The sequence below is a fragment of the Barnesiella viscericola DSM 18177 genome, from assembly GCF_000512915.1.
In the GTDB taxonomy this organism is placed as follows: Bacteria; Bacteroidota; Bacteroidia; order Bacteroidales; family Barnesiellaceae; genus Barnesiella; species Barnesiella viscericola.
The window spans coordinates 1461886-1477948 of the sequence record NZ_CP007034.1 but is presented as its reverse complement, the minus strand read 5'-3'; the positions used below and the strand labels follow the sequence as shown (position 1 = coordinate 1477948).

The 16063-nt window shown below is 53.6% G+C and carries 14 protein-coding genes; 10 read left to right on the top strand and 4 right to left on the bottom strand.

Annotated elements, in window-relative coordinates; all coding sequences use genetic code 11:
• Positions 1 to 79: 79 nt before the first annotated feature.
• The gene (zupT, locus tag BARVI_RS05895; protein WP_038534288.1) at positions 80 to 874 is read right to left on the bottom strand and encodes a zinc transporter ZupT; all 795 of its coding nucleotides are present in this window, start codon (positions 872 to 874) and stop codon (positions 80 to 82) included.
• A 167-nt stretch (positions 875 to 1041) separates the two neighbouring features.
• On the opposite strand from zupT, the gene BARVI_RS05890 reads away from it, so the two are divergent.
• The 6 genes from BARVI_RS05890 (at position 1042) to BARVI_RS12930 (ending at position 5070) form a co-directional block, all read left to right on the top strand.
• A complete protein-coding gene (locus BARVI_RS05890) occupies positions 1042 to 1593 on the top strand; it encodes an RNA polymerase sigma factor (RefSeq protein ID WP_025278351.1) in 552 nt (183 codons plus the stop codon).
• 48 nt (positions 1594 to 1641) lie between these two features.
• Positions 1642 to 2010: a hypothetical protein gene (locus tag BARVI_RS05885; RefSeq protein ID WP_025278350.1), complete on the top strand. Its 369-nt coding sequence runs from the start codon at positions 1642 to 1644 to the stop codon at positions 2008 to 2010.
• 12 nt (positions 2011 to 2022) lie between these two features.
• A complete protein-coding gene (locus BARVI_RS05880) occupies positions 2023 to 2520 on the top strand; it encodes a hypothetical protein (RefSeq protein WP_157232548.1) in 498 nt (165 codons plus the stop codon).
• Positions 2521 to 3034: 514 nt separating this feature from the next.
• Complete coding sequence (locus BARVI_RS05875) at positions 3035 to 3559, top strand: manganese efflux pump MntP (protein WP_232214018.1); 525 nt, start codon at positions 3035 to 3037, stop codon at positions 3557 to 3559.
• Positions 3560 to 3568: 9 nt separating this feature from the next.
• On the top strand, positions 3569 to 4594 hold the full coding sequence (locus tag BARVI_RS05870; protein WP_025278347.1) for an FAD:protein FMN transferase: 1026 nt from the start codon (positions 3569 to 3571) through the stop codon (positions 4592 to 4594).
• 29 nt (positions 4595 to 4623) lie between these two features.
• The gene (locus tag BARVI_RS12930) at positions 4624 to 5070 is read left to right on the top strand and encodes a DUF1648 domain-containing protein (protein WP_025278346.1); all 447 of its coding nucleotides are present in this window, start codon (positions 4624 to 4626) and stop codon (positions 5068 to 5070) included.
• 56 nt (positions 5071 to 5126) lie between these two features.
• Here BARVI_RS12930 and BARVI_RS05860 read toward each other — a convergent pair whose 3' ends face one another.
• Positions 5127 to 6173 carry an asparaginase gene (locus tag BARVI_RS05860; protein ID WP_025278345.1) on the bottom strand — a complete coding sequence of 349 codons (1047 nt, stop codon included), beginning with the start codon at positions 6171 to 6173 and terminating at the stop codon, positions 5127 to 5129.
• Between the two features lie 581 nt (positions 6174 to 6754).
• On the opposite strand from BARVI_RS05860, the gene thrA reads away from it, so the two are divergent.
• The 3 genes from thrA to thrC are packed head-to-tail and all read left to right on the top strand — an operon-like array spanning position 6755 to position 11733.
• On the top strand, positions 6755 to 9190 hold the full coding sequence (thrA, locus tag BARVI_RS05850; RefSeq protein ID WP_025278343.1) for a bifunctional aspartate kinase/homoserine dehydrogenase I: 2436 nt from the start codon (positions 6755 to 6757) through the stop codon (positions 9188 to 9190).
• A gap of 18 nt (positions 9191 to 9208) precedes the next feature.
• The gene (locus BARVI_RS05845; protein WP_025278342.1) at positions 9209 to 10417 is read left to right on the top strand and encodes a cofactor-independent phosphoglycerate mutase; all 1209 of its coding nucleotides are present in this window, start codon (positions 9209 to 9211) and stop codon (positions 10415 to 10417) included.
• An 11-nt stretch (positions 10418 to 10428) separates the two neighbouring features.
• A complete protein-coding gene (gene thrC / locus BARVI_RS05840; protein WP_025278341.1) occupies positions 10429 to 11733 on the top strand; it encodes a threonine synthase in 1305 nt (434 codons plus the stop codon).
• A 269-nt stretch (positions 11734 to 12002) separates the two neighbouring features.
• On the opposite strand, the gene BARVI_RS05835 is transcribed toward thrC, so the two are convergent.
• Complete coding sequence (locus BARVI_RS05835; protein WP_025277710.1) at positions 12003 to 12908, bottom strand: IS982 family transposase; 906 nt, start codon at positions 12906 to 12908, stop codon at positions 12003 to 12005.
• 223 nt (positions 12909 to 13131) lie between these two features.
• Positions 13132 to 14037: an IS982 family transposase gene (locus BARVI_RS05830; RefSeq protein ID WP_025278340.1), complete on the bottom strand. Its 906-nt coding sequence runs from the start codon at positions 14035 to 14037 to the stop codon at positions 13132 to 13134.
• A 205-nt stretch (positions 14038 to 14242) separates the two neighbouring features.
• On the opposite strand from BARVI_RS05830, the gene BARVI_RS05825 reads away from it, so the two are divergent.
• Positions 14243 to 16057 (top strand): glycoside hydrolase family 2 protein, encoded by a 1815-nt coding sequence (locus BARVI_RS05825; protein ID WP_025278339.1) that lies wholly within the window; start codon positions 14243 to 14245, stop codon positions 16055 to 16057.
• The last annotated feature ends 6 nt before the right edge of the window (positions 16058 to 16063 follow it).

Genomic DNA, 16063 nt, shown 5'->3' with positions numbered 1-16063 from the left:
CCGGATTTGACAGGCGCAAAGTAAGGTCAGAAAACGTTCCCTCGCAATCCTCACTAATAGTGATTTTTTTCTTCCCCTGTTACAGGAAGAGGAGCAGACTGAATGCCATGACGGCCATGCCGGTGATGACCCCGCCGATGCCGTAGTGGTGATGACCATACTTTTCGGCACCGGGCAGCAGCTCGTCGAACGAGATGAAGACCATGATTCCCGAGACGAAGGCCAGCAACAGGGCATGAATGAGGGGGGTCCAGAAGGGGAGCAGGAAGAGGAACCCGATGAGGGCGCCCACCGGCTCGGCCATGCCTGAGAGCAGTGAATACCAGAAGGCCTTCTTGCGGCTGCCCGTGGCTTGGTAGATGGGCACCGAGACGGCGATACCTTCGGGTATGTTGTGAATGGCGATGGCGATGACAATGGGGATAGCCACGTCGAGGTTGCCCAGGGCCGAGGCGAAGGTGGCAAGCCCTTCGGGGAAGTTGTGTATGCTGATGGCCAGCGCCAGCATCACGCCGGTACGACGCAGTCGTTGCCGGTCGGCCAGCTCCTCCACCCGGTGCACCTCGTGCGGGTTCTCGTCCTCGGGAATGAGGAAATCGATGAGGGCGATGAACGAGGTGCCGGCAAAGAAGGCCAGCAGCATGGTGATGTGCGACATGCGTGCGCTCATCTGCTGGCCCAGCATGCCCACGGCCTCGGGCATCAGCTCCATGAACGAGATGTAGACCATCACCCCGGCCGAGAAACCCAGGGCGGCCGAGAGGAACTTGGTGTTGGTGCGTTTGGCAAAAAAGGCGATGAGGCTTCCCACGCCGGTCGAGAGGCCGGCAATCATCGTGAGCAGGAAGGCCAGGAGTATCGAGTTCGTTTCCATAATTCAAGATAAAGCGAGAGGGGCGTATGCCCGGTTCAGGGGGACAAATGTAGCGGAATAAAAGTCTTGACCAAGCGATTGAATAATAAAAATAACAAAAAAGAGCCGGATATGTTAGGAACAAACCGTTGGCTCTGTGTATCTTTATCCCCGCAAAAGAGTGATTCATGCAAGAGTATAACGAAGATATTGTCGTCGAGCAGTTGCAAAATCCGGCCACGGTGCGGCAGGCTTTTGCCCAGGTCGTGGCCCGGTACAGCCAGCCTCTGTACTGGCAAATCAGGAAGATGGTGCTTTCGCACGACGATGCCAACGATTTATTGCAAAATACCTTTTTGAAGGCCTGGGGCAGTATCGAGTATTTCAGGGGCGATGCCAAACTCTCGACCTGGCTCTACCGCATTGCCGTGAACGAGACGCTCACCTTCCTGGCCAAGGAGCGGGAACAGCGCAACCTCAAAGCCGACGATGCCGACGATTTCCTTCTGCTCAATATCGAGAGCGACGACTATTTTGACGGCGACCGGGCCCAGCGGCTGTTGCAGGAGGCCATCGTGCAGTTGCCCGAGAAGCAGCGGCTGGTCTTCAACATGCGCTACTTCGACGAGATGAAGTATGAGGAGATGTCGGAGATCATGGGTACCTCGGTGGGGGCCTTGAAAGCCTCGTATCACCATGCCGCCCAGAAGATAGAAAAATATTTGCACGAGCACATTTGATTTAAACCTTTTCACTCATTTCGCGTCTAACTAACAAAAGGTGTAGCTATGGAAAAGAAGACTCCCCTATTAGATGAAATCGGTCGCAAGCACGGCATGAAGGTGCCCGAAGGCTACTTTGCCGATTTTACCGAGAAGATGGTAGAGCGTCTGCCCGAGCGGGAAATTCCTCTGCCCGAGCAACCTACGTTGTGGCTGCGCATCAGGCCGTGGGTCTATATGGCTGCCATGTTTGCGGGCGTGTGGCTCATGATGAAGATGTTCACCGGGATTTTCTCGGTCGAGAAGGGCGCGACGCCCGATGTGGAGATGACCGCCTCGGCTCCCGAGGAGGGTTCGGTGGAAGACGAGTGGATAGCCCACTATGTCGACGATTACACGGCATATGAGATGTTGTACACCGAAGGTGACTATTAACGAACGATGATTATGAAAAGAGCAATTTTAGTATGGTCGGTAATCCTGTTCCTCGGTTTGCCGATGTCGCTTTCGGCACAGTTGCAGAAAGATGCTGTCGACCAGCAACAACGCAAGGCGAAGTTTGAGCAGTTCTGCCAGTTTCGCCGCGATTACATGCAGAGACAGATAGGGCTTACCGACCAGGAGGCCCAACAGTTTTTCACCCTCTATGAAGAACTGGAAGCCAAGAAATGGAAAATCGACAAGGAGGCTCGCGACTTTGCACGCAGAGTAGCCCGCTCGAAGAGCGCCGTGTCGGATACCGAGTATGAAAAGGCCGCCCAGGCCTTGCTCGAGAAGGACGAGAAGATGGCCCAACTCGACCGCGAGTATTACGACAAGTTCAAGACCTTCCTGTCGAGCGAGAAACTCTTCAAGTTCAAGAATGCTCAGATGAAATTCCCGCGCGCCATGATGAAATGGCATGGCGGCAAGAACGGCCAGCACAAGGGGAGGGGTCAGAAGTAAGGTTTGTCACGCCACCGCTTCAAGCCGAGGGGTAATGATAAGGAAACAACAGAGGGGTATCCACATGGGGTGGACGCCCCTTTTGTTTTATATACCGCTTGCACCTTGGACCGGGTGAAGCGTTCGTTGTACTTTTTACGGGGTCAAGGGAACTCTCCCCGCAAAAGCACTGGCGCGGTAGGGAAAGTGAAAAATAATCCTAACCGGCAAACAAAACGGGAGGGGGCTTGTTTTAGAGATACAAACAACGCTCCCCGGTGGACGTCGGGGACCTCCTCCCCGCTCTTGTGAACCATTCCGCACCGTGAGGTGTTTTCTATATATACTGTGTTATGTGTGTGATAGCGGAGGAACCGTAACTGCCGACAGCTGCGATTCCCCCGCTTTTGTTTGTGCAATTTGTCCCGGCGGGAGTGTTGGGCGAGCCGGGAACTTTTGTACCTTTGCACGAAAACAATAATCTGAATAACTTGTGTCGCTATTAGCACTTTTTGTTTTAGCCGTGGGGTTGTGTATGGACAGCTTTGCGGTGTCGCTGACGTCGGGCGTGCTGTTGAAGCCCTTCAAGTGGAGACGTGTCTTGAAGATTGCCTGTTTCATGGCGCTGTTTCAGGGAGCCATGCCGCTTATCGGCTGGTCGCTGGGTATCGGGTTCAAGAGCTATATCGAGGATTATGACCACTGGGTGGCCTTCGGGGTGTTGCTCTTCCTGGGCGCGAAGATGATTTGGGAGGGCTGGCCCCGCAAGAACGAGGAGGAGCCCTGTTGCATGGACCCCTCGGATACGCGCACCCTCATCGGGCTGTCGCTGGCTACGAGTATCGATGCGCTGGCGGTGGGCATCTCGTTTGCCTTCCTCAACCTGTCGATGGTTCTCCCCACGATTGTCATTGCTGGTGTCACTTTTGTATTCTCGGTAGCCGGACTGTGGGTAGGCCGTCAGTTTGGTCGTCACATACACAGCTATGCCGAGGTGCTGGGCGGTGTGATACTCATCGGTCTCGGCGTGAAAATTCTGTTGGAACACATCTATTTTTAGGAGTCGGTTATGGATAGACGATATGCCCGTTCGTGGGTAGCCATAGTTCTGTTTTTGATAGTCTTCTTGGTGGTCAGTGCGGTGCGCCGTTGCGACCGCAACATCTACCAGTATGACGAAGGTCTTATTTTCGGTACCTTCTACCACATCACCTACCGGTCGGACGAGTCGTTGGCCGAGGCCATCAAGCAGCAGTTGCTGCGGTTCGACGGCTCTCTGTCGCCCTTCAACGATACCTCGCTCATCACGCGGGTCAACCAGGGGGTGCCGGTCGAGACCGATGCGTGGTTCGAGCACGTCTTTGCCGCCTCGCAGCAGGTCTATCGCCGCACGGGCGGAGCCTTTGACCCCACGGTATCGCCGCTGGTCAATGCCTGGGGATTCGGCTTCAAGAAGGGGATATTCCCCGACTCGGTGCAGGTTGACAGTCTGCTGGCCCATGTGGGCATGAACAAGCTCTCGCTCGAGAACCATCGGGTGGTCAAGAGCGACTCGCTGGTGACCCTCAATTTCTCGGCCATCGCCAAAGGATATGCCTGCGATGTGATAGGGCAACTGCTCACCGACCGCGGTATCGATGACTACATGGTCGAAATCGGTGGCGAGATGGTGGTGCGCGGCCGCAACCCCGAGGGGAAGCCCTGGCGGGTAGGGGTGAACCGTCCGACCATCGAAGGGGGTGAGGCCGGGACTATCGAAGAGGTGTTGCAGATGACCGGGGGCGGATTGGCCACCTCGGGCAACTATCGTAACTACCGCGTGGTCGACGGCAAACGCATTGCCCACACCATCGACCCGGTGACGGGCTATCCCGTGCAGCACTCCCTGTTGAGTGCCACCGTGTTGGCCCCCGACTGCATGACGGCCGACGCTTATGCCACCGCCTTTATGGTGATGGGCTTGGAGCGCAGCCGGGCGTTGGTCGATTCGCTGCCGGGAGTAGAGGCGCTCTTCCTCTACCAGAACCCCACCGATACGGCCCGCATCGACTGCTGGGTAACTCCCGGTATGCAGAAACTGATTGTGAAGCGATAGAACAGACCCGAGAGTAAACCGTGATTGTCATGAAACGATTTTGGAGTGAGGTGCCGGCGCTGTTTTTCCTGCTCGCCTCATGGGGTGTAGGTGTGTGGATACAGTTAGACAACCGGGCCGAAGTGCCCCTGCACTTTAACGCCCGGGGCGAAGTGGATCGTTGGGGTGCGGCCTCGACCGCGCTCCTGTTGCCCTCGATAGCCCTGGTGCTGTATGGGCTGCTCACCTGGTTGCAGCGTCACCCCAGGTGGTGCAACTATTCGGTCGAGATAACCGATGCGAACCGGGAGCCGGTCTATCGCCAGATGTCGCATATCGTTGGCCGCATCAAGACTCTGGTCATGTGTCTTTTCCTGTATATTACAATGGGTGTGGCACAGATGGTGGCTGTTAGCCTTTTTCTGATTCTGATTTTTGCTTTGGCAATTCTACTCATCATCGTGGCCGGCTGGTCGCAGATGGGTAAAAACAAGTGAGGCAAAGCAACTTTTGCGCTTCGCCCCACGGGTATCTCAATAAAATAAGATGGTTCTTAGTTGTGTAGCGGGAGGGTAATCTCGCCGCTGAGGGAGCAGTTCATGTTCTCCTTGACTACCTTCGAGGGATATTTGTGACCGAAGAGGAACATCAGTTTGGTGAGTACCGCCTCGGTGGTGCTGTCGTATCCGCTCACGACGCCGGCATTTTCGAGCTTGCTTCCCGTGCCGTAGCGGCTCATCTGCACGGTGCCGCCCATGCACTGACTCACGTTGACGATAACGATGCCTTTGTCGACCGCCTCTTTGAGCAGGTTGAGGAACCACTCTTTGACCGGGGCGTTGCCCGAGCCGAAGGTTTCGAGCACGACCCCTTTCAGCCCCGGTATGTTCAAGATGGAGCGAACGGTCTGCTCCGAGATGCCGGGGAAGAGTTTCAGCACCACGATGTTGGTGTTCATCAGGTAGTGGGGGCGCAGTGGCTTGCGGGTGACGCGGGCAATCTGGTTCTCGTCGTAGTGGATATGTACGCCCACTTGGGCCAGCGGTGGGTAGTTGGTCGATACAAAGGCGTTGAAACTCTCGGCACTGATTTTGGTGGTGCGATTTCCCCGCAGCAGGTGGTTGCCGAAAAAGATGCACACCTCGGGTACCAGCGGTTCGCCGTGGGCATTTTTGGCGGCGGCGATTTCGATGGCGGTGATGAGGTTCTCTTTGCCGTCGGTGCGCAGCATGCCGATGGGCAGTTGCGAGCCGGTGAGAATGACGGGCTTGTTGAGGTTCTCGAGCATGAAGCTCAGGGCCGATGCCGTGTAGGCCATTGTGTCGGTACCGTGCAGCACGACAAAGCCGTCGAAGAGGTCGTAGTTGTCGGCGATGATGTGTACCAGTTTTACCCACGAGTCGGGTTCGATTTCGGACGAGTCGATGGGGGGCTCGAATTGTACGGTCGAGATGGAGAAACCGAGTTGTCGCAACTCGGGGACCTTGTCGAGAAGATGGTGAAAATTGAACGGTTCGAGACTTCCCGTCTGGCTGTTCTCAACCATTCCGATGGTACCACCGGTGTAGATGATGAGAACCGATGTTATATTTTCAGACATACACAATGGTTTTACAAAGTGGAACCGGTGGGGCGCCCGAATTTCCCGGAGGGGCGATGCCTCTCCTCGCCTGACCCCCTTTGGCTCCACAAAAATAATCATTTGCGAGAGAAGAATAGCATTTTGCCGGGCAAAATATTTGCGGTTGGCCGTGGCCTAATCGATTTTGTAACAAAAAGATAATTCAAATTGTCGTTTAAAATCACTTGTAAAATATAAAATTGTAAAAGAAACGGGAATATCGGTAATCATTTTGTGGTTGTTTTGCTTGAAAAACAAAAAAAAGATTACATTTGCAAAAAAAGAAAATGTTTGGCGAGGCTCGATGTCCGTCACCGGTTTCATGCCGATGCCGGGGCTGTGGGTCCGCCCCCAAGCGACGAACACAATGACCGTACTGCTACATACCATCTTTTGTCATTGCATGACTGCAACGGGTATCACCCCTTAGGGGTGGGAGGATTTTGTTTTTTGTTTCGATTGACCGTTGTGGTATTGTTTTTTTTCAGTCAACCTTTTTTAATGGGTAGGGCCTGCTCCCCGTGCGAGGACGGCAGGTTGGACCAATATATAGTGTAGCTATGAAAGTATTGAAATTCGGAGGCACTTCGGTAGGTTCGGTCGAGAGCATGTCGAGTGTGAAACAGATAGTAGAGAGTTGTCACGAACCGGTTATTGTCGTGGTATCGGCCCTGGGCGGGATTACCGACCGGCTCATCGAGACGGCTCGTGTGGCCGTGGAGGGTGGCGATGGGTATGAGAGTCACTTCCGGGCCATCGTCGAGCGGCATAAGGCGATGGTGGCCAATGCCGTTGCCCCACAGAAACAGACCGAGTTGCTGGCTCTTATCGACCCGCTGCTGGGCGAGTTGGGCAATATCTTCAAAGGTGTGTCGCTCATCAAGGACCTCTCGACCAAGACGCTTGACACGATTGTGAGCTATGGCGAGCGCCTCTCGTCGCTCATTGTGAGCCGGGTGGTCGATGGGGCGGCTCATTATGATGCCCGTTTCTTTATCAAGACGCGTCGCCAGTATGGCAAGCATATCGTCGATTTCGAGGAGACCAACAAGCTGGTGAAGCGCTATTTTGCCGAGCTGCCCCGGGTGGCCGTGGTGCCCGGTTTTATCGCTTCGGACCGCGTGACGGGCGATGTGACCAATCTGGGTCGGGGTGGGTCGGACTATACGGCGTCGATTCTGGCTACGGCACTGGGCGCCTCGCAACTCGAAATCTGGACCGATGTCGACGGGTTCATGACGGCCGACCCGCGGGTCATCAACACGGCCTATGTCATCGAACGGCTCTCGTTTACCGAGGCGATGGAGTTGTGCAACTTCGGGGCGAAGGTTATTTATCCGCCCACGATTTATCCGGTGTTTCACAAGAACATTCCCATTCTCATCAAGAATACCTTCAATCCGTCGGCTCCCGGTACCCTCATCTCGGCCGACCATTCGCACATCGAGGGGAAGGCCATCAAGGGCATCTCGTCGATCAACGATACTTGCCTCATCACACTGTCGGGTATGGGCATGGTGGGGGTTATCGGTATCAACTCCCGCATATTCAAGCGGCTGGCCGAGTCGGGGATTAGTGTCTTCCTGGTATCGCAGGCTTCGTCGGAGAACAACACGACCTTTGCCGTGCGCAACGCCGATGCCGACCTGGCGGTGCGGGTGCTGCGCGACGAGTTCAAGGAGGAGATTGCCGTGGGCGAAATCAGCGGCATCGAGGCCGAGAAGGAACTGGCTACCGTGGCTATCGTGGGGGAGAACATGAAGCATACCCCCGGTATTGCCGGTCGGCTGTTCAACGTGTTGGGTCGCAACGGTATCAATGTGATTGCTTGTGCTCAGGGGGCGTCGGAGACCAACATCTCGTTTGTCATTGCCCGCAACAGCCTGCGCAAGGCGCTCAACGTCATACACGACTCGTTCTTCCTCTCCGAGTCGCAGGTGCTCAACCTCTTTGTGGCCGGGGTGGGAACCGTGGGTCGTGATTTGTTGAAACAAATCTGCAAACAGCAGCAACGGCTGCTCGAAACCAAGGCCTTGCAGCTGCGGTTGGTGGGTATTGCCAATTCGCGCAAATGCCTCTTCGACCGCGAGGGTATCGACATCGAGCACTGCATCGAGCTGCTCGACCGCGAGGGTACGCCCGCTTCGCCTCAAAAAATCAAGGAGGAGATTATCGCGATGAATATCTTCAATTCGGTCTTTGTCGATTGTACGGCCAGTCCCGATATTGCGGCGCTTTACCAGTCGTTGCTCGACCACAACGTGTCGGTCGTCGCCTCGAACAAGATTGCCGCCTCGGGCTCCTACGACTCGTATCGTGCCTTGAAACAGACCGCCCGCAAGCGCGACGTGAAATACCTCTTCGAGACCAACGTGGGGGCGGGGCTGCCCATCATCAATACCATCAACAACCTCATCAACAGCGGTGACAAGATACTCAAAATCGAGGCGGTCGTTTCGGGTACGCTCAACTACATCTTCAACGTGGTGAGTGCCGAGGTGCCGTTGAGTCAGGCCGTGCGCATGGCGCAGGAGGCGGGATACAGCGAGCCCGACCCGCGTGTCGATCTGTGTGGGCAGGACGTAATCCGCAAACTGGTGATTCTGGCCCGTGAGGCGGGATACCGGGTGGAGCAGAGCGATGTGAAGAAGAACCTCTTTATTCCCGAGTCCTATTTCACCGGGACGCTCGACGACTTCTGGCGGGCTATTCCCGATTACGATGCTACCTTCGAGGTCTATCGCCGACAGGTGGCCGACCGGGGACGGGTGTTGCGCTTTGTCGCCACGCTCGACCACGGTGCGGTGGAGGTGGGGCTGCGCGAGGTCGATTCGGCACACCCCTTCTACCATTTGGAAGGGAGCAACAATGTGATTCTGCTCACCACCGAGCGTTACCGCGAGTACCCCATGGTCATCAAGGGATACGGGGCCGGTGCCGAGGTGACGGCGGCCGGTGTCTTTGCCGATATTATAGGAATTGCCAACATACGATAAGAAAAACCGATATTCGTCATGAAGCATATCATTGTACTGGGCGACGGCATGGCCGACGAGCCCGTGGAAGAACTGGGGGGACGTACCCCTTTGCAGGCGGCTCATACGCCTGCGATGGATTGGCTGGCGGCTCACGGCCGCTGCGGCCGGCTCAAAACCGTGCCCGAAGGGTATCACCCGGGTAGCGAAATCGCCAATCTGGCGGTGCTGGGGTACGACCTCGACCGGGTGTTCGAGGGGCGGGGCTCGTTGGAGGCGGCCAGCATGGGGGTCGACATCGAGCCGGGCGAGATGGCCATGCGCTGCAACCTCATCTGCATTGAGAACGGTGTAATCAAGAACCACTCGGCCGGTCATATCTCTACGGCCGAGGCTGCCGAACTCATCGACTTCCTGCAACGGGAGTTGGACGACGACGAGGTCCACTTCTTCCGGGGGGTGTCGTATCGCCACCTGCTCAAACTCAAAGGGGGCGACAAGCGGGTCGACTGTACCCCGCCGCACGATGTGCCCGGTACCCCCTTCCGCGATGTGATGGTGCGCCCGCTGGTGCCCGAGGCTTCGGCTACGGCCGACCGGCTGAACGACCTGATTCTGCGCTCGCAACAGATTCTGCCCTCCCACCCCGTGAACCTGCGGCGGGTGGCCGAGGGGAAAGACCCCGCCAACAGCATTTGGCCCTGGTCGCCGGGTTACAAGCCCCGCATGGAGACGCTGGCCCAGCGCTACGGCATACGAAGCGGTGTGGTCATTTCGGCTGTCGACCTCATTCGGGGTATCGGTGTCTATGCCGGTTTGCAGCCTGTCGAGGTCGAGGGAGCGACCGGACTCTACGATACCAATTATGAGGGAAAAGTTCAGGCTGCAATCGATGCACTATATGCACATGATTTTGTATATTTGCATATCGAGGCCAGCGACGAGGCAGGCCATGAAGGTGATGTGGCGTTGAAGCTCCGCACGATCGAGTATCTGGACCGTCGCGTGCTGCAACCGCTCATCGAGGCGGTGCGTCAGATGGACGAACCGGTGGCCATTGCCCTCTTGCCCGACCACCCCACACCTTGTCGAGTGCGCACGCACACGGCAGCCCCCGTACCGTTTGTCATCTACAAACCCGGGGTAGAGCCCGACGGAGTCGACTGCTACGACGAGTTCAGTGCCGCTTGTGGGGCTTACGGGTCGCTGGCGGGCGATGAATTTATGAAAGAGTTCTTTCGAGAATAAATAGAAGCGTGATGAAGTTTTACAGTACGAACAAAAAAACGTCGCCAGTCTCCCTGCACGATGCTGTGGTCAAGGGGCTGGCAGCCGATAAGGGGCTTTATATGCCCGAGGTAATTCGCCGGTTCCCCCCGGCCTTTTACCAGAACATGAAGGAGATGACGCTGCGCGAAATCTCGTTTGTGGTGGCCGAGGCTTTCTTTGGTGAAGATGTCGAGGCCGACAAGTTGAAAGAGATTGTCTACGATGCCCTCAACTTTGATATTCCGCTGGTGCGGGTGGCCGACAACCGGTATAGTCTGGAACTGTTCCATGGCCCTACCTTGGCTTTCAAAGATGTGGGTGCCCGCTTCATGGCCCGTCTGCTCGGGTATTTCAACCGGCAGGAGAAGCGACAGGTCAATGTGCTGGTGGCCACTTCGGGCGATACCGGCAGTGCCGTGGCCAACGGTTTCCTCGATGTGCCCGGGGTGAAGGTCTTTGTCCTCTATCCGCAGGGCAAGGTGAGCGAGATTCAGGAGAAGCAGTTCACCACGTTGGGTCACAACATCACCGCCTTGGAGGTGAGCGGGACCTTCGACGACTGTCAGGCGCTGGTGAAGAGAGCCTTTATGGACCCCGAGCTGAACGAGAAACTCTATCTCACCTCGGCCAACTCCATCAACGTGGCCCGTTTCCTGCCCCAGTCGTTCTACTATTTCTATGCCTATGCCCAGTTGTGCGGCATGGTCGAGCACCCCGAGCAGGTGGTGTTCAGCGTGCCCAGCGGCAACTTTGGCAACCTCACGGCCGGACTCATCGCCAAGCGCATGGGGCTCCCCGTGAAGCGTTTCATCGCGGCCAACAACCGTAACGACGTCTTCCTGCAATACCTGAGCACGGGCGTCTATACGCCGCGCCCCTCGGTAGCGACCATCGCCAATGCCATGGACGTGGGTGACCCCAGCAATTTTGCCCGCATACTCGACCTCTACGGACATTCGCACGAGGCTATCTGTGCCGATATCAGCGGTGTAAGTTATACCGACGACCAGATACGTCGCACCATGCACGATACCTTCCGCAACGAGCAATATCTGCTCGATCCCCACGGGGCCTGTGGTTATCAGGCGCTGGTCGACGGGTTGCAGCCCGGCGAAATTGGCATTTGTCTCGAAACGGCCCACCCGGCCAAATTTCTCGACACGGTCGAGTCGGCCATTGGCGAACCTGTCCCGGTTCCCGAGAAACTGCGCGATTTCATGCAGGGCGAGAAGCAGAGTATCCTGATGCCCGTGGGCTTTAATGCCTTCAAGCATTTCCTGCTCAACCAGCAGTAAGGACCAGATGAATTTATTGTACAGAATGACGGGGCTCTTTCAAAAAGAGTCCCGTCATTCTGCTTTATGTCATAAATTTTATAAATGAGTAGACTTGTCAAAATGAGTCTAATTGTACTTTGGGCTTTCGATATAAGTCTTACTCGATTACTGTCAAATAATTTTTTGTCAAGAATAACAATTCGAACGTGATAGTTTGTCCTGAAATGATTGATTTGGAAGAAAAGAGGTATTTTTTGGAAGATTATTTAACGTGAGTTCGATATAAATTAAAACATCGTGAGTTGTCCGTCTTTGACAAAACGTACGTCAATGGCGGGCTTCTTTTCAAAGAAGCAGTATGCAGCTATGGCAGAGAGCGAGTTGGCAATAAAGTTATTGAAGGAACGGTGTCTGGAGTGTTCAATCTGGGCGATGTTCTTTAACTCGTCATTGACTGTTTCAATCAAAGCTCGTTTTCTCAGCAGGATTTTGTCCGCTATGCTCATCAGGGAGTTCTTCATGTTGTTCTTCACTTTGGTTATCAACTGTATGCCGTTAAGAAATAGGTTCTCGAACAAGGTTTGCCCGATATACCCCTTGTCCGCACACAGTTTGCCCTTGATGTTCTTCAGGAACTTTGTCTGTTTCAGCGGTTCACGGTCATCCACATTTCCCGGAGTAAACATGAAATTGAGAATTTCACCCTTATCGTTGATGATCAGGTGAAGCTTAAACCCGAAGAACCATCCCATGGAGCATTTTCCACGTTCGGCGAGACCCTTAAAAGTCTTGTGAATCAATATGCGTTGGTTTCGGCATACACGCAGCGGTGTGGAATCCACAAAGCTGATACCGGTACAAGTACCCAACAGGACTTCCTTGATGAAAATGGTCAGCTGCAGCAGGACTTCCTTTTCCAGTTCTACAAAACGGTTATAGGACACACGTCTGGGAAAGAGATGCGTCAGATGTTTGCATACATATTCTTTGTAGTAATGCTTGAAACATCTGAAGCCTCCCGAGTGGAACAGGACTAGGATGACCATGATTTCCGCATCACTCATCCGGTTCGGCTTATTCCGATGCTTATGATTCTTGTCTTCAACCATATATTTTTCCTGTGTTTTGGCAAATTCCTTGCAAAAATCATCCGCCATACAAAAAATCTCCGTAACTTTAGCCTCTGAGAACATAGTGGTAGTCGCTTAAATGTTATAATTGAGCACTATAAATTTAATGCTTTTATCGCTATGTTCCTAATTTTCAAACTGATAATTTCAATCTTTATATCGAACTCACGTTATTTATATTGGCCCCGCGATTGGTAGACTATATTTGTGACAACGAATAGAAATAGATAGCGTGTCTATGGGGAGTGCTACGATTCGTTGTATAGTTAACGTGAATTCGACGAATTCAAAACAAAGCAAGCTGTGTGTCAAATGTACGTTGTACATTGATACACGGCTTTTTTGGAAACATGCAGTACGCCGCAATCGCCCCCAGTATGTTTACGATGAAATTGTCAAAACTTCTGTGTCTGGAATGCTCCACTTGCGCAATGTTTTTCAATTCGTCGTTTACCGTCTCTATAATAGCCCGTTTCCTAAGCAGCAATTTGTCCGACACACTCATCAAAGCCCCCTTCATGTTACTTTTGAGTTTTGTAATAAGCTGTATACCGTCAACAAACATGCGTCGGAAGAGGTTCTTGCCGATATAGCCCTTGTCTGCAACCAACTTTCCGTAGATGAATTCGACAAACGCCTTATACTCCAACGGTTTCCTGTCATCGACATCACCCGGAGTTATCATGAAGTTCAGCAGCTCGCCTTTCTCGTTACATATCAAATGCAGTTTGAAACCGAAAAACCATCCCATGGAACACTTGCCCCTTTGGGCTATACCCTTGAATACCTCGTGGATATGTATCCTTTGATTCCTGCATACCCGCAACGGGGTGCTGTCCACGAAACTTATGCCTGTGCATTTTCCAAGCAACACTTTCTTAATGAAAAGAGCCAATGGTACTGCCACTTCTTTTTCAAGCTCCACAAAACGGTTGTATGAAACAATCTTTGGGAAGAGGTGGCGCAGATGTCTGCATACTTTTTCCAGATAGAAATGTTTCAGACAACGGTAGCCGGAGTCATGGAACAATATCATAATCAACATAATTTCTGCCTTTGACATAGTCGAATCGCGGTGATAACGCCGCTTGGTGCCTGATTTCAGCGTATATTTTTCCATCATTGCATCAAAAAACTTGCAGAAGTCGTCCGCCATACAAAATAATTCTGTAACTTTGTCCTCGGTGATCATAGCGATTATTGTTTGTAATACTTTGTAATTGAACACTATAAAGTTACAACAATTTTCGCTAATCACCAAATTTACAAATAGGTATAATTCATCGAACTCACGTTATAGTTATGTAGAACAGAAATTTGTTTAAATCAGATAGCGACAATTCTGAAATCATATACAATGCTTTTTTGAAGTGAGAAAAAATAAGAGATATATGAATATGAAATCTGTTTTTTTAGCATGTGGAATGTGGGCGGCCGCCACGGTGGTGTGGGCCCAGTATGCTCCGGCAGGCGATCGCATCAAGACGTCGTGGGGCGAGAATATCGATGTCAATCAAGTGTGGAACGAGTATCCGCGTCCCATCATGGAACGGGGCGAGTGGGCCAACCTCAACGGGTTGTGGAGCTATGCCATAGAGCCGAAGAGTGCAGCCATGCCCCGGCAGTATGAGGGTGAGATTCTCGTGCCCTTTGCCGTGGAGTCGAGTTTGTCGGGTGTCGGCAAACAATTGGGCAAAGAGGAGGCTCTGTGGTATAAACGTGATTTCACGGTGCCCTCAAAATGGCGTGGCCGGCATGTGCTGTTGCATTTCGGAGCGGTCGACTGGCAGGCCGACGTGTGGGTGAATGATGTGAAGGTGGGTATGCACAAGGGTGGCTACACACCGTTCACGTTCGACATTACCCCGGCTTTGAAGAAGAGCGGTTCCAACACCTTGGTTGTTCGGGTTTACGACTCGACCGATGCGGGGTATCAGCCTCGTGGCAAACAGGTGAATAACCCCGAAGGTATCTGGTACACGCCGGTGAGTGGCATTTGGCAGACGGTGTGGCTGGAACCGGTAGCCGACATGCATATCGAGAATTTGCGAATCTTGCCCGATATCGACCGAAACGTGCTCTCCGTAGGAGTGGAGACTTCGGCCGACGCTGCTTCGGTTGTGGCCGAAGTGATTGTCCTCGACGGGGGCAAGGAGGTGGCAAGCGGCCGTAGTGTGAACGGCCAGGCCGTAGAGGTGGCCATGCCCGAAGATGTGAAACTGTGGTCGCCCGACTCTCCCTACCTGTATGACTTGCAGGTGAATATCTTGCGCGACGGCAAGGTGGTAGACCGGGTTTCGAGTTATGCGGCCATGCGCAAGTATTCGATGAAACGAGACGATAAGGGTATCATGCGCTTCCAGTTGAACAACCGCGATATTTTCCATTTCGGTCCGCTCGACCAGGGTTGGTGGCCCGATGGTCTCTACACGGCTCCCAGCTACGAGGCGATGATTTATGATGTGAAGAAGACCAAGGATTGGGGCTTCAACATGATACGTAAGCATGTGAAGGTGGAACCGGCTTTGTGGTACACTTACTGCGACCGTATCGGCATGATTGTATGGCAGGATATGCCCAGTGGTGAGAAGTGCTGCGAATGGCAGAACCGCTCCTACTTCAAGGGTTCCGAGTTTGAGCGGAGCGCCGAGTCCGAGGCCAATTACCGGAGGGAGTGGAAAGAGATTATCGATTACCTTTATTCCTATCCCTGCATCTCGACCTGGGTGCCTTTCAACGAAGCCTGGGGGCAGTTCAAGACGGTTGAGATTACCGAGTGGACTCAGCAATACGACCCCTCCCGATTGGTCAACTCGGCCAGTGGCGGAAACTTCTTCATGTGCGGCGACATACTCGACCTGCACCACTATCCCGGTCCGAGCATGTATCTGTATGATACCCATCGGGCCAACGTGTTGGGTGAGTATGGAGGTATAGGCTTCCCGATGGAAGGTCATCTGTGGACTCCCGACCGTAACTGGGGATACATACAGTTCAAATCGTCGAAAGAGGTGACCGACCAGTATGTCAAGTATGGCGAGGAGCTGCTCGACCTGATTGAGCGAGGCTTTACCGGTGCTGTTTATACCCAAACGACCGATGTGGAGGTGGAGGTAAACGGTATCATGACCTACGACCGTAAGGTGGTGAAGATGGACGAAGATCGCATTCGGGAAATCAACTCCCGCATTTGCCACTCGCTGGATAAATGATTGTCG